Source organism: Algoriphagus taiwanensis (assembly GCF_036245645.1).
GTDB lineage: Bacteria > Bacteroidota > Bacteroidia > Cytophagales > Cyclobacteriaceae > Algoriphagus > Algoriphagus taiwanensis.
Genome location: NZ_BTPE01000003.1, coordinates 352,771 through 375,859 on the forward strand (window position 1 = coordinate 352,771; position 23,089 = coordinate 375,859).

13 protein-coding genes are annotated in these 23,089 nt (G+C 44.0%); 3 read left to right on the plus strand and 10 right to left on the minus strand.

All coding sequences use genetic code 11. The features are described from left to right. Nucleotides 1-35: 35 nt before the first annotated feature. From AAA938_RS05885 to AAA938_RS05925, 9 genes are all read right to left on the minus strand, one after another. Entirely contained in the window at nt 36-920 is an 885-nt protein-coding gene (locus tag AAA938_RS05885) for a glycoside hydrolase family 17 protein (protein ID WP_338227713.1), read from the minus strand. A 5-nt stretch (nt 921-925) separates the two neighbouring features. Continuing rightward, entirely contained in the window at nt 926-3,271 is a 2,346-nt protein-coding gene (locus AAA938_RS05890; RefSeq protein ID WP_338227714.1) for an MFS transporter, read from the minus strand. A gap of 42 nt (nt 3,272-3,313) precedes the next feature. Continuing rightward, nucleotides 3,314-4,582, minus strand: a complete 1,269-nt coding sequence (locus AAA938_RS05895) for a glycoside hydrolase family 17 protein (RefSeq protein WP_338227715.1) — start codon at nt 4,580-4,582, stop codon at nt 3,314-3,316. 25 nt (nt 4,583-4,607) lie between these two features. Next, on the minus strand, nt 4,608-6,362 hold the full coding sequence (locus AAA938_RS05900; protein ID WP_338227716.1) for a glycoside hydrolase family 3 protein: 1,755 nt from the start codon (nt 6,360-6,362) through the stop codon (nt 4,608-4,610). A 21-nt stretch (nt 6,363-6,383) separates the two neighbouring features. Continuing rightward, complete coding sequence (locus AAA938_RS05905; RefSeq protein ID WP_338227717.1) at nt 6,384-9,839, minus strand: hypothetical protein; 3,456 nt, start codon at nt 9,837-9,839, stop codon at nt 6,384-6,386. An 84-nt stretch (nt 9,840-9,923) separates the two neighbouring features. After that, a complete protein-coding gene (locus tag AAA938_RS05910; protein WP_338227718.1) occupies nt 9,924-12,422 on the minus strand; it encodes an immunoglobulin-like domain-containing protein in 2,499 nt (832 codons plus the stop codon). Between the two features lie 25 nt (nt 12,423-12,447). Further along, nucleotides 12,448-13,275 carry a glycoside hydrolase family 16 protein gene (locus AAA938_RS05915; protein WP_338227719.1) on the minus strand — a complete coding sequence of 276 codons (828 nt, stop codon included), beginning with the start codon at nt 13,273-13,275 and terminating at the stop codon, nt 12,448-12,450. Between the two features lie 33 nt (nt 13,276-13,308). Further along, nucleotides 13,309-14,715 carry an Ig-like domain-containing protein gene (locus AAA938_RS05920; RefSeq protein WP_338227720.1) on the minus strand — a complete coding sequence of 469 codons (1,407 nt, stop codon included), beginning with the start codon at nt 14,713-14,715 and terminating at the stop codon, nt 13,309-13,311. 29 nt (nt 14,716-14,744) lie between these two features. After that, a complete protein-coding gene (locus AAA938_RS05925; protein ID WP_338227721.1) occupies nt 14,745-17,885 on the minus strand; it encodes a glycoside hydrolase family 2 TIM barrel-domain containing protein in 3,141 nt (1,046 codons plus the stop codon). Between the two features lie 386 nt (nt 17,886-18,271). Here AAA938_RS05925 and AAA938_RS05930 point away from each other — a divergent pair, with 386 nt between their 5' ends. The 3 genes from AAA938_RS05930 to AAA938_RS05940 all read left to right on the plus strand — a co-directional run bounded on the left by AAA938_RS05930 (nt 18,272) and on the right by AAA938_RS05940 (nt 22,151). Further along, the gene (locus tag AAA938_RS05930) at nt 18,272-19,738 is read left to right on the plus strand and encodes an SLC13 family permease (protein WP_338227722.1); all 1,467 of its coding nucleotides are present in this window, start codon (nt 18,272-18,274) and stop codon (nt 19,736-19,738) included. 308 nt (nt 19,739-20,046) lie between these two features. Continuing rightward, on the plus strand, nt 20,047-21,474 hold the full coding sequence (locus AAA938_RS05935) for a sensor histidine kinase (protein ID WP_338227723.1): 1,428 nt from the start codon (nt 20,047-20,049) through the stop codon (nt 21,472-21,474). Continuing rightward, on the plus strand, nt 21,471-22,151 hold the full coding sequence (locus tag AAA938_RS05940) for a LytR/AlgR family response regulator transcription factor (RefSeq protein WP_338227724.1): 681 nt from the start codon (nt 21,471-21,473) through the stop codon (nt 22,149-22,151). The genes AAA938_RS05935 and AAA938_RS05940 overlap by 4 nt, the downstream gene beginning before the upstream one ends. Before the next feature lies 1 nt (nt 22,152). On the opposite strand, the gene AAA938_RS05945 is transcribed toward AAA938_RS05940, so the two are convergent. Beyond that, complete coding sequence (locus AAA938_RS05945) at nt 22,153-23,037, minus strand: AraC family transcriptional regulator (RefSeq protein ID WP_338227725.1); 885 nt, start codon at nt 23,035-23,037, stop codon at nt 22,153-22,155. Between the last annotated feature and the right edge of the window lie 52 nt (nt 23,038-23,089).

Genomic DNA, 23,089 nt, shown 5'->3' on the forward strand with positions numbered 1-23,089 from the left:
AAAAGGGCCTTGAAGGCCCTTTTTTCATTAATCTCTCAATATTTCAACTTTTCATCCTTATCCCAAATTCCCCAGTAAGCTCCAACATCTCCTTCAGCACCAACTTTCCAGGACTCATCAAAAGACGAGAAGTAGAATACCGGAATGTCATCCAATTTTGACCAAGTCTGGATATTGATAAAGTATTTCATGAAGTTTTCATCGGAAGGAACAGCCCCATAAAGTGGAGTCCCCTGGCTTGGCCAACCCGTTTCAGTGATGATAACTGGTTTGCCATTTCCAGCTCTTTTTGCCCTATTGTACATGTCCTTGATGTAAAGCAGGGAATATTCCATAGCGCAACCTTCCCAATACGGATAGCAATTAGAAAGGACTACATCGCAAGCTTCGGTGATTCTGGGACGGTGCTCAAACTCATAATAAGCATCCACGTATCCCACCGGAATCTTGGGGATTTCCTTTTTCACTCTTTCGATGAATTCCAACAGTTGATCTTCAGTCAGGTCCTTACGGTACATGACTTCATTGCCAACCGCGGCAATATCCACATAGCCTTCTTTTGCCAATTTGACCAGGCCTTCAACCTCAGCCTGATTGATTTCGTCATCTTTTCCCAACCAAGCTCCGACCAGGGTCTTCATGCCCATTTCTTTGGCGATGACAGGAATCAGTTCATTTCCTTCCGTACAGGAGAAGGAGCGAATCCATTGAGTATAGGGACGGAGAATTTCCAATCTTCTCCGGATTTGTTGCTCTGTGAGCGTGTCACCGGGTTTTTGTCCTTCTTCATAAGGACTGATGCATATTCCATGCATTCCTTCTTCGAGGATTTCCCGGAATGATTCCGCTAGTTCTTGTTTGCTTAAACCCTGCAGATTCTTCCCTGCAAGTGCCAAAATTTTGTCAGCATTAAATGACATAGTAATCAGTATTTTAAGTGTTCGTTTTTATCCCAAATTCCCCAGCTTTGACCCACTTCACCTTCGTGATGTACCTTCCAAGGTTCATCAAAAGATGAGAAGGTGAATAAAGCTATATTTTCTCTTTTTGCCCATTCGTTTGATGCGATGAGGTATTTCATGGTATTTTCTTCGGAAGGAACGGCCCCATTCATTGGCTCACCGGAGTCGGGCCAGCCCGTTTCTGTGATAATCACTTCTTTGTTTCCTGCCGCAGATTTGACCATTTCATACATTTTCTGCAAGTAAATTGGAGCCTGCTCGATGCTGCAGCCCTCCCAGAATGGATAGCAGTTGGCCAAAACCAAATCGCAGTTTTCTATGACTTTTGGCCGCTGAGAAAGCTGGAAATAAGTATCCACATAGCTCACTGAGACATTGGGAATGGCCTGCTTTACGCTATTCAAATAGCCCAGCACTTCCTCTTCAGATAGTTCATTTCGAAGTAAAACCTCATTTCCGACAACGGCTATGTCAACCAAGCCCTCTTTGGCAAGGCGAATCAATTGTGCTATTTCCGCTTCATTTTTTGCTTTATCGACTCCTAGCCAGGCGCCTACCATCGTTTTCAAGCCTTTTTCTCTGGCAATTTTTGGAATCAACTCATTCCCGTCGGTACAGGAGAAGGAGCGCACCCATTGGGTATGTGGGGCGATTATTTCTATCCTTCGACGAATCTGCTCCTCCGTTAGAGTATCTCCGATATTTTGTCCTTCGAGATAGGGGCTAAAGCACAAGCCATGGAATCCGGACTCAAACATTTGTGAAAACATTGCTTTCAATTCCAGACTGGACTTGCCTTGGAACCGGGTCTGCAACTGAGCAACTGATCGCTGATCAGCATCGGAAAGCGTAATAATTTTTCCGGTTTGATAATCGGTGTAAGGAGTGGAAGGTGCTTTTTTAGCTTCTTTTCTCCTTTTGAGTTCTTCCCTGATTTCGTTGGCTCTAGCCTCATCCACATCGTAATCATGCATGAGATACATAGCAGCAAGGGTTCCTAGCATTGGAAGTCCTGAGAAGAAAAGTCGAAGCCCATCCACAGCACCTTCGGGTTGGACAGCGGCATTTCCATCAAAGCCCACAACAGTCAAGATAACTCCGCTCAAACCGCCGGCAATGGCAAATCCAAACTTGACCATATACCAATAGATCGCCCCAAAAACCCCTTCACGACGTACTCCATAATTCAGCTCATCCAAGTCAATCACATCTGCAGTCATGGACATCATCAGGACGAAAAGACTACCAATTCCGAATGAATGGAAAGGAAGGGAAAAAATGAACATCCAAGGCTTTCCTGGGACAAAGAGGAACCAAAGAGAGGCATAACCAATTAAAGCGATTCCTTGGGATACCATGAAGGCATTTTTCTTTCCGATCTTTCTGGACATCCTGGCCACAATCGGAATTACAATGAATGTGGTCACTAATGCACCTACACTTCCGAAAATCGGAGTCCAATAGCCCGCCGCTCCTGCATCTCCATTGAATAAGTGCCAAACGACGATGAAAAAGACAAAGCCAGCAACTGTATTAAATGCGTTGAAGATGAAGAAGGTAGAAATACAAAGCTTTCTAAACGGAGTGGATGAAAAAGCCTCTTTGAAACCTCTTAAAATTTGAGAAAGGCTATCTCCGATGGCATTGAAAGTGAGTGGGGAAAAGTTTTCATTCAAAGTAGATTTACTTTTAATGAAAATAGCCGGCACCATCGCACAAATCGCAAAAATGACTCCTACCCAGATCGCTAATGTCCGGGTCGCAGATTCTGGGTTAGGAAACCAACTCGGATCATACATAATCACCCAAAACCAAGGCGCAATCACCCAAGCCCACTGCCCAATCCACTGCGCGATAGCCATGATTTGAGTTCGCTCATGGAAATCCTCACTCATCTCATACCCCATGGCCACATAAGGAACACTAAATATGGTCAGACCGATGTAGAAAGCGAAGGAGCCCAAAAGGAAATAGATGAAGTTGTAATTCACGCTATTTTCCCCGTAGAGCTGCCACATCACTGAGAAAGTGACACCCATCACTATTGCCCCAAGGAAAACATATTGTCTACGTCTTCCCCAGACGGATTTGGTGTTATCAGAAATGAAGCCCATGATCGGGTCGGTGACAGCATCAAGCACACGAGGGAGAAAGTACACAATTCCCCACATCCATCCGGGAAAGCCCAGATTCTGCACGAGCACCACCATGAAAATTCCAAGGGACGCGGGAAACATTTGATTGGCTAACATACCCACGCCGAAGGCTATCTTTTGCCCCATCGGCACAGAAGTGGTCTTGGTTGACATAGTTTTGGGTTTTGGTGGTTAATTGGTTTGAAATAGGGTTGATTAATAATTTGCAGGTGGTGCCAAGACAGTTTTTAGCACGCTTTCTTTGTTCCCATCAAAGGTTTTGGTGATTGGATTTCCATCTCGGGTCAGGTCCTTGAAGATTCCTTGGTCGACCATATCCCAAAGGACATATTTTGCTTGACCTGTCTCTGTGAAGAGGCCAAAGTGGTTTTCTGAGCCAATAGGGTTGTTGGCGTCTTTCCAAGGTTCATTGAATCCTTCGAAATAAAAGCAGGAAATGCCGGCCTTATTGGTCCATTCTCGCATCAAATGATAATATCGGGCCTGCTTGTATTCATCGGTCGCATGGGAGCCCTCCGGTCCGTATAGCCCATCCGAAACAGAAGCCCAGCCGGTTTCTCCAATATGGATCGGTTTATTCACCCCGATGCTTTTCATGTAATTTCTCACTGAATCGTACTGAGCTTTGGCAAAATCTACCGCTCTAATCATCGCTGCGTCGACTTTTTCCATTTCCGATAATTTAGATTGCTCTACCGGTACCCTCCAGAAATTTGGATTGTAATGGGTGTTGTGATAGGGATAGGTATGCATTGAAATGTAATCCACTGCTTTCGCCAGTTTAGCGAGGTCTTCGGTATGATAAAGAGGATCCCCGCCACCCCAAGAGGCGAAATCATCCGAACTGGTAATCCAAAGATCTTTTGGAAGTTTTCCTTCTTCCTTGAGTGATTGAAGGTGGTTTACCCACTTGAGAATTACAGCAGGCTGGACAAAATAGCTTGTAGCCCACTTGACCATGGCTTCATTTCCTACTGCAAGGACTTTTACAATGTCCGGATACTGATTGGCCAAAGCCACTGCACGGTCTATTTCTCCGGCATTTTGCTCGCTTTCTACCTCATGGTCGGGCTCTAAATCCGTCCAGGCATTCTTACAGTCAATCCACGCCCCGAGCATCACGTACATTTCGAAGTTTTTATCTTCCGATTTCAACTCACTGATGGCCTTTAGAAGATTAGAGGCATGAGCAAATTGGACATTGTAGGTTCGGAGAACCTTGATATTCATGGCAGAAAGAATTTTCAAATCCTCTTTGAGCTGGGCAATGCTAGGTTGGATTTCTCTGGATTTGGCACGATAGCCTTCATAGGATATGGCTTGGTATTCGGGATTTCCTAAAATTTCTTTTGCTGTCACTTCTTTAGTATTAGTTGATTGTTCTTCTGTTGATTTTTCGTTGCAGGAAAAAGCTGCCCAAGCGGCTATTCCTATGCTTAGTAATTGGAAATAGGATTTTTTCATGGCAAGTATAGTCTAGAAAGATTGACTATTGGTTTTGATTTTCTGGTTTATAAGTCAATCCAAATCCGATAGGGTAGAGCCATTCTATTGAATTATCCCAATGATTCGGACCAAATTTTCCTTGGTAATCTTCCGTTGATTTTGGCCAGGAATGAGGCAATTTTCCTTTGAAATCAAAGAATCCAAATAGCACTTCGGCTATTCCATCTCCTTCCGAACCAGGCAACCAAGCCGCTACAAAGGCGTCGCTCTGCTCGATTTGTGGAGTTACTACCAAAGGCCTTCCGGAAATAAGAACCACCACAGTTTTGATTCCTTTTTGAGAATAGGTTTGGATCAATTGCTGATGCTCTTCGGTGAGTGTGAGTTGAAATAGATTCATTTCTCCTCCGATATCTCCAAAAAACTCTGCGTATGGATTTTCTCCCACCACGATGACCGCCGTGTCCACACCTTCTATCTCTGCGGTTCCATCGGGATCATATTTCACATCGTTGAGCGCAAACTTTTTGATGCCCTGCAAAATGGTGGTTGCTCCCTGATAATTTTCAGTAGTCCCTTGCCAGTTGACTGTCCAGCCACCGGATTGAAGGCCAGAATTATCGGCAAACTTGCCCACCACGACTATCTTGGAGGTTCGTTTGAGTGGTAGTGCCTGATTTTCATTTTTCAAAAGAACCAAAGATTCCCGTACTGCCTGCCGAGCAACTGACCGATGTTCAGAAATCCCAATTACATTGATTAGGCTTTTGTCAGGGTAAGGATTTTCGAAAAGACCAAAGCGGAATTTTTGCTTCAAAATCCTTCTGACAGCATCATTGATTCGCTCTTCGGCAATGCTTCCATCCAAAACACCATTTTTAACCCCTTCTTGAAAACCGTCCAAGTCTCCATCTACCGCCATCACCATGTCGATACCGGCATTGATGATGTCATTTTGACCAAAGCGGGAATAGGCCTTCCAGTCCGAAACGACTATGCCTTCAAACCCCAACTGAACTTTGAGTAAATCAGTAATCATAGCCTTGTGGGCATGCATGGGAAGCCCATCTAGGGTATTGAAGGAGGCCATAATCGAAGCAACTCCGGCATCCACGGCAGCTTGATAGGGTGGGAGTAGACGCTCCAACACTTCTTCCCGACTCAAGGAAGTATTTCCACCTTCAACTCCAAAATCAGTAGCTCCATCGCCGATAAAGTGCTTGGCAGTAGCCATTACACCCATATTTCCGATTTTCTCCTGATGGCCTATTACCGAAGCCTGAGTCAGTTCGGCGGTGAGTTCGGTGCTTTCGGAAAAAGCCTCGTAAACCCGACCCCATTTTTCATTCATTGGAATAGCAACACAGGGTGAAAAAACCCAATTGAAACCCGTGGCCTTGGATTCAATAGCTGTGATTGCAGCGGCTTTTGTGACCAAATCAGTACTCCCTGCAGCTCCCAAACCGATATTGTGTGGGAAGATGGTCGCACCCTCAAAGGTATTCTGTCCATGCACAGCATCCACTCCGAAGATGAGCGGAATTCCCAACCGGGTGGAAAGTGCCTGCTTTTGCAATTCAGTAAACTTGGCCTGCCATTCTTCAGCTGTTTTTCCGGGCACGGGACCTTGCGTATGAATTACCGAGCCGATAAATTTTCCTTTGATGTTATCAGGAGTGATATCGTCAAAATGCCGGACCTGGGACATCTGACCGATTTTTTCTTCCAGAGTCATCTGGGAAATCAGCTTCTCGATTTTTTCCTCTACTTCAGGATCCAGATTGAATTTCTTTGCCATAATCCGATTTTTATGAGTCGGTTACTTGATTGAGTCCTGATTGAGGAAAACATTCACTCTTTGAATCTCTCCGGTGCGGGTAAAAATTTTCCCACTCGTCTCCTTATCCAGGGTCAGTGTGTTTTCAAATGCGGTTTTTACTCCGTTCACAGAAATGACTTCGATTCCATTTTTCCCGGCTAATTCATAGACTACCGGAACTTGGCAGAAGGTGAAGCAAAGAGAATTTTCTGAGACCGGAAATTCAGCCATTTGCCCATGTACATCCACGTATTTGAAAACTTGACTCTCGGTTAAAAACTCAGATCTCTTGAGCATAAAGGGTTGAAATACAAGCTTTCCATCTTGGATATGTACGCCCAGTTCCCCAAATCTGGAAATGATATCTTCCTTGACCTGTCCTGTCATTCCAGGCTGCTGAGCACCTTTTCCAGCCGGGGTGTGCGAATAGGGGTCTGTAGAGAAAGCACCATAAACGCTTGGCGATTTGTGCACTCCGATGCCTTCATTGATTTCATAATAGTGGTTAATGAGTCCGTTTAGAATCTCTTGGGAAGCGTTTTCGGCATAGGCTTTTTCACAACATTCCCATACAGCCAACTGAAGTTTGGAGACCATGTGCCAATAAATTGACCCCAGTCCCTCATAGCCGTAGAAAGTACCCGAGCGTCCGGTAAAGGCTTTGTGATTGAACACTTTTTCAAAAATCTGAAGGGCTTCTTTCTTGGTTTGTGCTGTAACTGGATAGGTTTTGGAATCCAAGCTTTCCATGGCTTTAGCCAAGTCTGAAGCATTTTTGAAGGCTCCATTGAAGTGATATTGCCCGTCCACATCCATCTCCACTATGCTTTTGTCGCCTTTTTCAATCAGCTTGGACAAAAGTGAAGATTGGTTGACCTCAGCTTTTGGAATGTTGTTTTTCTCCAAAAATCCCGGTAATTCTTTATTGGGATACAGGAGATAGCTGTTCTGATCTTCTCGGTAAAGTTTACTAGCTCTTAGGGCATCCAAAGTCTGAAGCACCTGTTCTGAGCTCAAAAAGCCTGAACTCAAGGCCGCCACCTGTCCCTCAAGCATTTCAGGAAGATAGGAAATGGAAACTTCCTCCTCATTTTCTATCGTCATCAGGTTGTATGCATGATAGAGTTGATCTTCCCGCTTGTTTGCCACGATGGTATGCTCCAAATAGCTATTGGCCAAAGCTGAAAAATCAATCAATTCCTGAATGACAAGCTTCTTTTTCTCACTGCTGAATGAGTTCTGATAGATTTTAGTCCGGTATCGACTGGCAGCCATTCCCAACTCATCTAGCACTGTTTTTCTGTCCTTGTCAGTAAACTGACCAGAAAGCAATGTGCTGTGAGATTGGAGTGCTTGGGCGGTTTCGTGGAAAAACTCCAAGAGTTCGGCTGAAATCTGAACCTCTTTGCTGGGGCTATTTGGAAGTATTTCTGCGAAAAAGCTCAAAAATCGTCTCAAATAGTACAAGGTCACCATGGAAACTCCATTTCCGACCAGTGCATTGTTTGCATCGTTCCACTCCGGTCTTTGGGTATTCATCCAGATACCCCCTTCAGGGATGAAATTGGATAGCTTAGCCAGCACAGAGGCCATGATTTTCTCCAAAAAGTTCACCTGATGTATTGCTCCTTTTTGATTTTGGATCAAAGCTGCATCTGCACCCAAGCTTGACCATCGCTTTTGGATCTGCTGATCCAGATGATGATCGAAATCAATGGTGTCCTTGGGGTTTTTCAGAATGTCCTCATAAGGTTTGATTTTGTAAGGAACATTGGCGTAGACAAAGAGGTCCTCTCCGAAATAAGTAGCCAAGCTTCCTGGGGAATAATTCTCCGCAAACTCAAGGAATTTCAAGAGATAGATGATCTGATGATCTCCCCAATATCCGATGTAGGACCAAGGATCATCGGCTTCGATTCGTTCCCAATCTATCCCGTTTTTGGTGATGCGATAAGGATTATAACCATCAAAGGTAGAGGCATTTAAGAACTTCAAGATCATGCCTTCAATGAACTCAGGATAGGAGAGGGCTAAGGCCTCCCAGTTCTGGAAAATATCTCTCCAGTTTCCGGCATAGTCCAAGACTTTGGAGCCATCAGATTCATTTTTGGTATTGATGGAAAAATGATTCCAAGGTCTACTTGGATCTCCGTGTCTGCGGCTGAATTTCAAGGGTAAATACTCCAAGCAAAGACGCTTAAAGTCCAAGTCATTGGATTCTTCAGCAAGATTCTTCAAGGCAGTCACTGAAAACTGCTCTGGCAATGCCTCCAAACTGCTTTGATGACGGGAAAATACCTCCTTGTTGGCATTTAGGATATTGCCTTTGAGATCTGCTTTTTCAATCAGGTAATTGTTGTCAAAAATTCCACCCCGCATGATGTTAAACATGGAGTTGGCAAAGTGGCGTGTGTCCTTAAGTGAATCGGCTGTAAGCTGAAATGCATCCGCTGCACCATTCAGCTTAATCAATTCCTTGGTGCCTAACTCCACATCGTTTTTGACTTTTGAAATCAAATCGGAGTCATTTTTTATGGCTTGCGCCAAGGCTCGGATTTGGGAGACATTCTGATTGATGTCAGCTACAATCATCCAGTCCTTGCTTTCTCCAGCCTTCAGCTCCAAGTCCGCCGACACAAAATAGGCTCCCTTTTTGGCTTTGACGTCTGTTTCCTCCTGAAGACTTCCCCCTTTTCTGAATCCATCCAACTGGGAAGAGGAGAGGAGTCGGGTCGCTTTTTCCAGTCCCAAAGACCAAGCAATGCTGGCTTTTAGGGCTTCACTGGGCTCGGCTTTGTCTACGATTATCGCACTCAAAGCAAATATCCCAATCCCGCTTTCGGCATCCAGCTCGTTTCTCTTGTAGGCATCCACCAAGTTGCTTCGCATATTTTGCAGAGCACTACCCACACCATACGGCATGATGTTTTGTATCCCGTCCAATAAAGAAAGCCGGAGGGATTGTCCTGAGGTATTGATTAAGCGACTGGTCTTTACAAACCCAAATTGCTCACTGCTGGACCACTGATATTGAAAACAGAGTTGGAGATCAAGATTCTCTTCTTCGAATAGGATCTTGTTTCCATAAATGTTCTTGAACAGGTTTCTCTTCAATCGGTACTGATTGGCAAAATGAATGGAAAAAGGCTCCCAAACATGAACTTTTCCTTCTTTCTCTAATCTTATGATTGTTTTAGAACCTGTTATTTCAGACGACTCAATGATTTTGTCGTCTGTGTAGTAAGGAAAAAGGGCATTTTCAGGATCTTTTCTTCCAGCACTGATTCCTCCATTGCTTCCGATAAAAAGCCAATGGTTGGACGGGCTGATGATACTCATGAAAAAGGGAGGAATCCGATCACAATTAGAGATTTTGAGAAATTGCTCGGAACCGATGGTGACTGACTCAAGTAAATCCTGTTGGTTAGGATCCTGCATACTTTTGCCTTGTTGCATAATTTGGGCGTGAATTGAATTTTATGAGAAGCGAACCGGACTTTTCAATCCGGTTCGCCAGTGAAATTGCTTAAGTTTTCTTTTTTATCTTTTTTCTATCCGCACATTATCGATCAAAACTGCACCTGCGCCGCCTCCGCCAGTGGCGAAATTGAAATCAAGGATAAATAAAGTGCCTGCAGGATCGATTGCATCAATGTCCTGGGTGATAGTTGTGAAGGTGGTGTTATTGATAGCATTCTGGGTATCAAAGGTATTGGTGGTAATCACTCCTCCTCCTGGATTTGGCACCTGAGTTTGCATATGCAAAGCAGAACCAGTCACAGGAGTAACCACTTTAGCATCGTAACTCACTCGGATATTGGCATTGCCTTCATAATCAACCGTCGCATTGGTGTATCTAAAAATGTAAGCCCCACCAGCCGGGTCATTCAAGGTAAGGAGAATGGCCCCAGAACCTCCGACACCACCGTCTGCACTGTATGCTAAAGTAGCATTGGGGTTGTTTTCAGCATTTGCCAGTCGAGCCCATTTTTCGACTGCATTTTCAGAATTAAACTCATCGATGAAAAACGCCTCTCCGGTACCGCCTGGACCATCACTACCTTCCCAACGGATATCATCAAAGTAGTAGGTTTCGGTAGAACTGGTGAGCGTTCCGTCCGTGCCATCCGGATTATCCGGCTTGATAACCAATTGATTCAAACCGGTATTTGAGCCTGGAATGTCTGTGAAGACCACTTCAAGTTCCACCCAAGTATTGGCTTGAGCGACAGTTCGGAACTGAGGCGGAGGATTGCCAGAACCTGGCGCCTGAGGTTCGCTGTTCAGTTCAAATCTCATCACGACATCTGCTTTGGAAGAGTAAACTTTAAGCTTGAGCGTCTGATTGGTATTGAAGTTTTCAGCAAAAGCATTCTGGAAGCCAGCCCATCGATTAGTTCCTGCTGATTTCACCACTTTGAGTGAATTTTCAGAAGTATTTATTCCAGTTTTGGATGGGTTAGGGGCCAGTTCTGTCGTCAAGCTTCCTTCCCCAAAGAAGGTGCTGATAAAGGATTCGCAGGATTCGAAAGTGACCGGGAAGTCAACTGCTGCCACTGCAGGACCTTCACATCCGGATCCACCACCAGAACCACCACCATCGGACTGAGCAATATCATCGATGTAGAAATCACCTGCCGTAGTCCCAGGACCATCCACGAAAAGTGTCAGCTGAGAATATATACCTGATGCATCACCAAAATCAAAAGTAAGCTCTTGCCAGCCAGAGGCAGCAGCTTCTGCGACCACTTCCACAGGATCGGCTGAGCCACTCTCAAACTTCATCAATACAGGCACACCAGCAGTTGGGGTATTGAATCGCATGGTGATTATTTTTCCCTGATTAAAATTAACAGGGGTAGAGAGCGTGAAGAACATGCCCTCAAATGCTGCCCCAGAGTTGGTTATTTTTCCAACACTATTTCCTGAGTTGCTAGGGTCAGTGACCACTGAGAAGGCGGCACCATTAAATACGGTAGTTTGCAACTCCACATTCTCAAAGTCGAGTGGGAGAGCGGTGATACTCTGAGAGAGAAGCTCAAGGGAGACGTTGTCCAAAACGACGACACCCACATCGGCACCCATATCAAAAATCACCCGGCTATTGTCACTGTCAAAATTCGCGGTAAACTCAGCACTGAATCGCTGAACCTCATTCGTAAGCTCAAATTCCTGAGTCACATTGGTCCAGGGATCTTCATTCAAGCCAATTCCTGCCAGCATGGTTCTACCATCTGCTTGGTCTGTGACCGCATTGAAAGAAAGCCTGTATTTACTTCCGGCTCGGATAGGTAATACCTGACTGATATTGACATCAAAAGGATTTCCTGCAGTTGTCACGTTAGTAAAGGTGAATGAATTGCCTCCTTCCTCTCTGACTTCAAGACCATTTCCTATCCATCCCGATGTACCGTCCTCAAAGTCACCATTGACCAGTACACCTTGGTCATAATTGACCTTTACGGTACGGGTGACTTCTTCGGCGACATTTCCTGCAGCATCAGTCACATTGTAAGCTAGGACATATTCTCCCGGCTGTAAAGGATTGACCTCACCAGTCACAACAATATTTGCCGATACGTCTCCGTCCACCTCATCATTAGCAGTGGCTCCGGGATCGGTAAATTCATCCCCGATTTCAAGTTCGATGGAGGAATCCCCCAAGAGAGTAATCACCGGAGGATCCTCATCAATAATGATAACTTTTAGATCAATGGTTATGGTCTGTTTGTCTTCATCAGAACCTCCCGCATTGGTAGCGACCAGACTTACATCGTAGGTTCCGCTCTCCATATACATTTTTCGGGGATTACTTAATGTAGAAAATGTACCGTCACCAAAATCCCATTGAAAGGTTTCTGCATCGTCAGAAGTATTGTTGAAAGTAACTATACCACCGGTTTCTGAATCAATGGAATAGGTAAAACCTGCGGTGGGAGGAGGGATGACTAATTCATCTTCCGTACAACCTAAAGTGAACAGCAATGATCCGACTACCAAAAAGCTTAGTAAAAGATCGAGTCTAAATTTCCTAGTCATTTTCATATAGGATTAATGTGATAAATTATTGATATACTCGGACATAGTCGATGAGCATGGTTTGTGGAAAACGAGTATTTGGAGAAGGAGAACCCACAAAATTTCCGCCTACTGCCACATTCAATAGAAGGAAAAAATGTCTATCAAAAACCCATTCTGAACCAGCAGGAATATCTGCCGGAGTCAATCGTTTATAAAGTCGATCATCTACAAAGAAGTCGATGAAATCAGAACCCCATTCGATCGCAAAGACATGAAATTCAGTGTCAAATCTTCCATCAAAGAGCTGGAAGGCTGTGGTAATTGCATTTCCTGCCGAATAACCCGGACCATGAACGGAACCCAAAACTGTACTGGGTTGCTGTCCTCTGAGCTCCATGATATCAATCTCGCCTGTTTGAGGCCACCCGACGCCATCAATATTTGATCCCAGCATCCAGAAAGCCGGCCACAGTCCCTGACCGAATGGTGTCTTGATTCGCGCTTCAATTCTTCCAAACCGAAATTCCTTAAGGCCTTTAGTCGTTATCCGGGCCGAAGTATAATTTCTACCCGCAAACGGTTCGTTGATCGCTTTGATGACCAAGTTGCCTTTTCCGTCTATATGAATATTTTCAGTTCTATCGGTGTAATACTGAAGTTCATTGTTTCCCCATCCGTCAGTTCCAGTACCTATGTCATAGGTCCAAAATTCAGGGTTTGGTGGATCTCCTGTAGTCCCATCAAATTCATCTGCCCAAACCAAGGTGTAGCCCCTGTCCGGAAGCTCGTTGCTGTCAGTGCAGGCACTCAGCCCAACAAAGCCCAAGGAAAAGAAAAGGATTGTACCTAATGTTTTATATGTCTTACTCATGATCTTTCTTGTTTTACTTTAGGCATAGACTGATCATCTATAGAAATAAATATTGTCAACAAAAATGTCGGAAATGGTCCCGTCTGATACGAAGAAGATCAAATCCACATCATTGGGTGTTCCCAAACCTGTAAAATCTCTCAAAGGAATATCATAACTAACCCACTCCTCAGATATTAGGGGCTTGTAGTTACCTAGATTAACTGCTCCTGAGGTCTCGCCCGGACCGTTGTTATTGATAATTTGGAGTCGGATAAAATCTCCCGGATCTACATTTTCTCTCACATTGATATCCAAATGAATATGGGTCATCGCCGATGCGTCCACATCCGGAGAATTGAACATATTGACACTCACAAAATTGAGATTGGTGTAGCTGAGAATATTCTCTCCTGCAATAGAAGTAAGTCCTCCCTGAGTAGTCGCAAACTGGAAGAAACCGTTGTAATTATCCACCTGGACATTCGTGTAGGCATCGCTGAAAATAGATACCACATTACCGGAATTTCTGGCAGGTGGAGTAGGGGCTCCGATGAATGGTCCTTCTGAAATAACCGTTAATGCCCCCGTTGCATTGATCGAACTGGACGTGCCTCCTAGAGAAGCTGTTATGGTGCTGGTACCTGTAGCCAAAACTGATACCTCCCCAAATTCATTGACTGAAGCCACGGCGGGATTGGAAGACCTAAAATTGAAATAAGAAGGAGCAGCTACTACAGAAATATCCGTCCCGTCAGCATTCATTACTACACTTGTACCAGTCACCGGGATCGTCACTCCATTAAAGGAATTGACAGACTGATTTTCCCCATTTAGGATTCTTGGCAAGGGTTGGGCAAGAGTAGGTAGATTTTCAAATCTCAGTTCGTCTATCCAAAAAGAAAATCCAACTTCCTCACCTTCAGGGCCGATTCCTCCTGCAGCAAACTGAAACACTCCTCTTTCCTCCAAAAGCTTGGAAGGATCAGGAATCGGAATAATGAACTTCTGCCAGTTGGTTGTGAATTTTACGTTGGTTCGGAACGCCCGATAGGTGTCCCCTTCAAAATTCTGCCCAAATCCAATCTCAGAAATAGTAGCGGCCTGACTGGATCTGGCATAAAAGGTCAAAGCATTGTAATCTTGCAAATCTCTTCCCGCTCCATCGATTCGGAAGATGGCGCCGGCAAAATTCCCTCCTGGATCATCAGCATCTGGCACATCGATTCTTATAGAAGAGGTACCTTTAAACCGTTCATTTTCATCTACCGAAAATACATCTGGCTTGGCGCCTTGGTAGGGGAAATAGAAATCAGTACCCAGGCCCACAAAATTATCCGTGAAAATATCCGCAGTTCTGCTATATCTCGCTAGTGGAAGATCTTCAAATTCTTCTCTTACACATCCTATTGTACCAAAAATCAATAGGGCACTAAAAAGGAATATAAATTTATTTTTCATGTCCATTCTGTTCAAACTGTTAGTCATCATTATCTCCCGATATGGATATGGATGTAAGTCCTCAATTCCCATTCATTTCCGTTAGGAAAACCGATTGCCTTGGGGTCTGGTACGATATTTCCGCTCACATCTACAGTTTGGGCTGGATTGTACCGGGGAGAATACTGGTCAAGTGAGCGCCAAGTAAAGCGAATACCCATGGTGGTATTTGGAAGCATGTACCATTCTTGCTTTCCCACGGAGGTAGAGATATCCGTCATGACCTGCAGTGGAAAGGTCAAGTTGAAATCCCGGTGAAAGTCAAATGGTCCCCAATCATTAAATTTTATGAAAGATGCCACTTTCAAGTCCTTGTAGATCAATCTCACATCCCCACCGAATCTCTCTACAGTTCTGGGATCGGGACCATTTGCCTGCCCGTTTCCGCCGTATAGATTGGCGATAATCCCAAAGCGGGAATTGATCTTGGAAACTATCCGTGTATTGACTTCCCACAAATCCAAGGCAGGCGGAGCACCGTCAGCTGCCACAGGTACACGGCCTGTCCCCGGAAAAATAATTGCTGCGTCCATGGTGGTAGGCAAGTGCCTGTACACAAAACCCAAACTGGCGGCGAATGGAGCATCTTCCTGCATGTCATTGTCCCACTCATACATCCATGTACCGGGAGTTGGGTCAAAAGTCAAAAGAAGTTCTCCTCCTATAGTCTCTCTGTTTGATCTCACTACAAAAGGATCCTCCAGGATGTTTCTTGGTCTGGCAGGACCGCCGACAGTGGTGGGAATGGGATCCACCAAGGGCTTTTGCCACATGAAGTTTGGTGCGATCTGAAGGTTTCCGGCTGTGTATGTGGCTCCGGTAAAAATGCTGTTCTTGTTTCCGCTTCCACTATCCTTAAGAGTCCAGCCGGTAAAGGTCCGTGTGGCATCTCCTCCGCCATTTGCGACCAATCCCTGAGAGGAAGCTTGCGCATACCAATTGATTCTCCCGCTGGAGTAGGAAACTTTTACTTTTCCTCCCCAGAGATCAGTACTCCGGATCCGATCGGTGAATGTTTCAAAATTTCCTTCTTCGCCCCGAACAATTTGAAATTCTCTGCCTACCAAAGGCTGACCGGCCCAAATACCGCCCAATTCCACTTTTAAATTTTCGGAAAACTTGGTTTCTGTCTGAAAGGTCAGTCTTCTAGTTCTTGGTTGTGGGATAGCGATAGAGCTCACTGCGACTGCAGGATCGTCCAAATCCTCATGAAAAATTCCGGTGACTGCCGTTTTTCCCAATTCTTTTCGGTATTTCACCAAGAGGGCAGGGTTTGCACCCCACCAGAGCTCTCTACCGAAAGCGAGTTTTAGTCCTTTTAGCTGCTTTTTCCCTGAAATCTCCATTCCTGAGGGAGCGAGGGCATTATAAATATCAATGTTGGGTCCGTAGTTAGCTTCAGGATAAAGGCCAAAAAAGTCTCCTTCATATCCCCAATGGTAATGTCCTGTACGGTAAAAACCATTGAGATCAAACAACTTGTGCTTCCAGGTATATTCAGCCTGATAGACAGCCACTCTTCCCAAAGCTTCCACCACTTGGGTTCCTGCTTGGGTTTGAATATTCACCGGACGACCTCTGTTTTCGTAGAAAATCTCATCGATGGGATTCAGGGCTACATTACCCAAGACGTTGAAAACCACATTTGCGCGCACATTGGAAGATGGATTGGCTTCCACACCCACAAAAAAGGATTGCATATGATCAAAGCCCTGCTGATTGGGAAAAGTCACTTGGTCTGGATCAGGGTCTTCGGGAGTGGTAGTTAAGTATCCGCCCGTATTGAATGTAGTAAACTGGGCTCTCAACTCACTCACCGAGAGCAATCCGGCTTGCTCACCCATCAAAGCGGCTTTGTCTCCTCGTGCCTTCAAGACAGATTCAACCATATCAATGGAAGCAAAATGATTCTGAATGGACTCTAGAGTAACTCCAGCTTCATAGGGATTTACCTGATGAGCTTCCTGAAGGGCATAATAAGCAGCTCTTGGATAGAGTGTATAAAGACCCCTAGGGGTAGTTTGTCCTTTAGCAGCAATTCCAAACCACTCCTCATTCATGTTGTTTTCGCCCTCGACAAAATCATGGAAATAACCTCCATTTGACCAGGAAGCCTCCGAATTATGAAGATCCAAGTCTACAGTTTGGCCTGTTTTCCACCATCCATCACTAAACTGAAATGTATATCCTCCTAAGGAATTCCCTGCTTTGCCTAAGCCGGCTGCATTTTCATAGATTTCCTTCCAATTGTTGACCATAAAATAGGCCTGAGACTCCTGATCTTCGGCATTTTCTATAGCATTAAAAGCATCCGCACCAAACTCAGTAAATAAAATAGGCTTGTTGAGCTCATTTTTTACCCGCTCAAAAGCATCACCGAATGAAACGCCACGATACATGTTGGTGCCAAAAATGTCAATGTCTTTACATTCTTCTTTGATTATCTCCAAAAACAACAAATCTCCATTACATATAGCGATGGGAACGCTGGTGTCAATGTTTTTCATAGCCAGCGTAGCTTCATTGAATAGCTTGTACATCGCAATAGCTCTCGTGGTGGACTCTCGGTCTTCGATTGGGATGTCTTCAGTCTCAGCACCTTCCCAAAATAATCCATAGTTATTCTCATTCCCCAAAAGGTAGAGTAGGAGACCGGGTGTACCCTGATATTCCTTCACCATTTGAACCACCTCATTTAAAAGCAGCTTTCTTACCCTTGGATCAGCGTATTCTGTGTTGGCCATCCAGCCCCCGTCGATGGTCAATCCATATCGTCCGAAGGAATGATTGAGCATGGTATAAATCCCGTACTTTTCGTAGATGTACTTGATCCACTTGGCAGGAATTCCGGTATAAATCCGGACCGAATTGACACCCATATTTTTTAATAAGGGCATTTCGGAATCGAGCGCAGCCATAATGATGTCATCGGGCTGTTTCCACAAACTGTAGTTGAAATTGGTTCCAATCGGAAAATAATCCCAGTTCATCCCGTTGACCATGAAATCTTTTCCATTTACCTGGAGCTTCATTCCACTGTCATTCTGAACTACACTTACCCGATTGCTTTGAGCTTCAACAAAAACGGTAGCTAGCAATAAAGCCAGAGCTGTTAAATAGAAGTGTTTCATTGCACTTGGATTTGAAAAACAGAACTAAATAAAAACCTTGAATAGACGTGCTATCAAAAGATACTTCTAGTTATCGAAAAAATAGGGGCATTCCAAAAAAATGGACTACATCATTTCTTTCATTTTACCTCATCAAAACCTCAAATTTGGCTCATTCAATCGATTTCCTGATTTCTTTACCTTGTTTAAACAGCCTATAGAGCCCATATTGACAGAAATTGTAGTGCACTCAAAAAATAAGCACCTAAACCTGAATTTTAGAGATAAAATTCTTAATTAATTGTTTTATAATTTATCTTATGTTAAATAGAAATTTTAAACAGGAAGAAACAATACTTTCTTATCTTGGGCCTATCATCCATCATTAGTGAAGATTCCTCACCCCCATGACTAATTGGTTTTCAAGAATCGGTCTTTTCCTTGGACCTATAGCCTTCCTGATTATCTTATTTACCGTACAGGCACCGGGATTGAATCCTGAAGCCAAGGCCATGCTGGCACTGACTGCTTGGATGGCGATTTGGTGGATCTCTGAAGCCTTGCCTATTGCAGGCACCGCTTTATTGCCTTTGATTTTCATGCCCACTTTGGGATTGCTAAAAATCGGTGACGTTTCTGCCAATTACATGCATCCCACAGTCCTATTATATATGGGAGGTTTTCTTTTGGCTACAGGAATCGAAAGATGGAACTTGCATCGACGTATCGCACTTAACATAATAAATTTATTAGGAACTAACCTTCGCACCACTGTTTTGGGATTCATTTTGGCAACTGGATTCCTGTCCATGTGGATTTCCAATTCAGCTACATCGTTGATGATGCTACCCATCGGTTTGGCTGTAGTATCCCAATTCAAAGCTCAATTGGGAGAAAATAATGATTCAATTTCCGATAAACTAGGGAAAAACATCATGCTGGGAATTGCCTATTCAGCTTCTATCGGAGGAATGGCTACCTTGATTGGAACCCCAACCAATGCAATTCTTCATGCCGTCGTAAAAGAGCTCTACAATTACGAAATTCCATTCAACGAGTGGATGTTGTTTGGTTTTCCCTTTGCCTTGGTCCTGCTCTTTATCTGTTGGTATTACTTGGTAAGTTTTGGAAATCACCTTCCAAAAACATTTGAATTGAGCGGAGGTAAATCTTTAATTTCCAGTCAGTTAAAATCCTTGGGAAAGATCAGTTTTGAAGAGAAAACTGTACTGATTGTCTTTGGTTTAGTTTGTTTTGCTTGGATCACAAGAAGCTTTTTATTGGCTCCGATTATTCCTGGCTTGGATGATACCATTATTGTTCTCACAGGGGTGGTTTTACTTCTTTTACTCCCCTCTTCTACTCCGGGAAAGCGGATTTTGGACTGGAAAACGGCAGAAAGAATTCCATGGGGTGTTTTGATTTTGTTTGGAGGAGGATTGGCTTTGGCAGAAGGTTTCCAAAGTACTGGACTTGCCGAGTGGATCGGGCAGAAATTCACGCTTTTGGAAGGAGTAAGCTATTTCCTCCTTTTATTAGTGATCATCGCCTCGGTCAACTTCCTCACTGAAGTGACTTCCAATGTGGCTACTGCCTCCATGCTTCTCCCCATATTGGCCTCTGTAGCCATCAAGCTTGATTTGCATCCTTTCGGCTTGATGGTAGGCGCTACCTTGGCGGCTAGTTGTGCTTTTATGCTTCCGGTGGCTACTCCTCCCAACGCAGTGGTGTTCGGTTCTGGGTACCTTCAGATGAAAGACATGGTTAAGGCCGGACTTTGGCTGAATATCCTCTCCATTTTGATCATTACAGCCATGGTGTATTTTATCTTGCCTTGGCTTTGGGGCATTGACTTGATGGAATATCCTTTTTAATCAAAAAGCCAAATATTCTAATAGATCGAAGGATTTCGGATTCCTAATTACCGTTTCCCTTGCTCTAACTTCCTTTCCATCCCAGCAAAACCCCATTTCGTCCCATTTTTTTGATTGCTCTGGTCCGGGATTCTAATCTTGTCCCATCAACTCTTCGATCCCGCTTCACCGATGGACACGAGAAAAACATTTATCCTATTAATTATTGCAGCATTGATTTACAATCTGGTTTTGATCTTTTCCTGATCGAAAGCAGAGATTCTATCCAGATTTTGAAAACCACTCCAAAAAATATCCTAAACTCACCCATGAAATCCAAAGCACTAGATTTCCGTCAAATCGAATGGTGGATCGTTACCAGCGCCACCCTGATCGCATTTCTATTTATCCTGTTTGGGTATCGACCCCAGTTTTACAACGATTCAGACTTTGCCATTTTCAAATTTGCCAGCCGGTTGATCATTTTGGCGGCACTTTACGGTGCTTTTCATCTGATCCACATGGTGCTGATTCCCAAACTTCAAAGTCAATCCAAAAAGTGGCCCAGTATCCTTTGGATCTTCGTAATTGGCCTGTTCACTTTTGGGATTTGCGCCTTGTTCGGCTATCAGGCTGAATTGGTTAAAACTCCTTTTCCAGCCTTCTTCTTGGGAATTTTGGTTCTCTATGCCTGCTATTTGATTGGCTCCCATCTTTTTTCCCAAGCCCTGACACCGCCAAAAATCCGGGATTTCCAACTTTATAATATCTCCAGGCTGATCTTGGGCTATCTTTTTACCCTGTTTTTTTTAATCCAGGTGGAGCCGATTAGCAGCCAAGGTCCTGCTATCCTCTTCGGAGTTTTCATTCCGGTGATTCTGATTGCCAGCCTTTACAATTTCTTTCTGGTGTATGGCAAAAAGAAACAGGGCAAAATCAAGCAATCCCGATTGTTCAATTGGGGATTAGTGGCTGTATTGCTGCTCATTTTCCTGATTATTTCTGTAGAAGAAAACCAAGAAGAGATTTTCTTTATCGGCGGTCTAGGCACGGTGGCCTTCATCCAGTTGATCTTTTTCCCGCTGACTTCTCTCGTCTTCAGAAAGTACGATTCCTTTGTGGGCCAAATCCACAATCTATCCTTTCAGGTAGACCAAGGCAATGCAAACTTTGATTTTCTCCGCTCTCAGATCAATCCACACTTTCTTTTCAATGCACTTAATACTCTCTATGCCAGCGCTTTGATAGAAAATGCTGAAAAAACTTCCGATGGCATACAGAAGTTGGGAGACATGATGCGCTTTATGCTGCACGAAAACCAACAGCCAAGAATTCCTCTTTCCCGAGAGATTGACTACCTGCGAAATTATCTGGACCTGCAGCTGCTTCGATTTGGTTCACAAAGCAACTTAGACTTGGATATCCAGATCAATGAAGGGAGCTGTCAGGGGGAAATTGCTCCCATGTTGATCATTCCGTTTGTGGAAAATGCCTTCAAGCATGGCATTTCTTCCAAGGAGAAATCCTGGATCCGGCTTAATTTGAGATGCATTTCAGGCTCAGTCCACCTCGATTTGGTCAATAGCATTCACCCGGATAAGCCGCAAAGCGAGAAGTCCAGGGAGGAATCAGGAATTGGACTGGACAATGTGAAAAAACGATTGGAATTGCTCTATCCCGGTCAGCATCAGCTCAGCCTGATCTCAAATGATTCCGATTTCTTTGTGCATCTTTCAGTTCAATTTGCCCATTCATGATTCAGGCTATTGCCATTGACGACGAATCTTTTGCTTTGGAAGTGATCAAATCCCACGCTTCCAAAGTCCCTTTTCTGGACCTTCAGGAGACCTTTACCAATGCGGTAGCCGGCTTGGAATATGCCAAAAACAATCCGGTAGACCTGGTTTTCCTCGATATCAATATGCCGGATATTTCCGGAATCGACTTGGCCACGCTGCTGCCCAAAGAAACCATGGTCATCTTTACCACCGCCTATTCTGACTATGCGGTCAAAGGCTTTGAACTTGATGCTACGGACTATCTGCTCAAGCCATTTCCGCTTAGCCGCTTTCTCAAAGCCTGCCAAAAAGCTCAGGAATGGCTGGAACTGAAGCCTAATCAGCAGAGTGCGTTTATTTTCGTCAAGACGAATGAGGGCTTGGCAAAAGTTGATTTCACAGACTTGCTTTATTGTGAAGCTCAGGGAAATTATGTCATTTTTCAGCTGGAAAATGAGAAAATCATCAGCAGAATGACCCTATCCGAAACTGAAAAGCTCCTTCCCTCCCACTTTATCCGTACGCATCGATCCTTTCTTGCCAATCAAAAGCAAATCCAAAAAGCCGAAAGGCATCAGCTTAAACTCGGAAAATTCCACGTGCCAATCAGCTCTAAGTATATGGAGGAAGTTTTTGAGAAGATTAAAAACGACTAAATCAGGAAACAGCAGCAAACGAATTCAAAAACTCCTTTCGGTACTCCAAAGGAGTTTTTTTGATTCTTTCTCTAAAAAGCCGATTGAAATTGGACAGGGTAAAAAAGCCGCATTCCATAGCTATCTCACTGATATTCAAATCTGTCTCATGAAGCAGCTTGCATGCATGGGAAATTCGAACCTCAGTCAAAAAATCAGAAAAGGACTTATTCACTCTCGATTTGAAATACCGGCTAAATGCGGAAACAGAGAGATTGCTGATTCTCGCAGCTTCCTCCAAGCTGACTTTTTCTTGAAAATGTTGCATAACATAGGCATATACCTTCCCCATTCGGTCCTTTTCTGACTCCTTATTGGTATTGATATATCCGGCATTGGCAATAAGTCTGCAATCCGGAGAATCCACCATCAGGTTTAAAATTTTCAGAAAGTGAATCAAGGAAGCCGCACCCTTCAATTGAAGCATTTCCTGCAACATTCGGGTGATTTTTTGATTGGTGTCTCCTAAAACCTCTATTCCCCGCTCTGACTTTTTCAGCATTTGCGCTATACCTTCCATTTCTTCCAGTTGAAAAACTGAATTGTTCAGGAAGTTTTCCGGGAAATAGATCACAATTCCGTGTGTTTCCAGACCATTGTCAGGATCGTGATAGTCCTTATCGTTTTTCCAAAGGTGAGGCAAATTGGGCCCCGTAAGCACCATATCCCCTTCTTTGAAGGCCTTCATATGATCACCGACAAAACGGGTCCCCTTTCCTTTCAGCACCACAAAAAGCTGATATTCAGAATGAAAATGCCAATTGACATCAAAAAAAGGAGCGATCAACTCTTGGATCACAAAAGCTTTTCCCTCGGGAATTCGTGTCTTTTTTACAGGACTTTTCACTGTTTTAATTCATTTTTTTTAATAATGAGATCTCAATTTGACAAAATTAAGT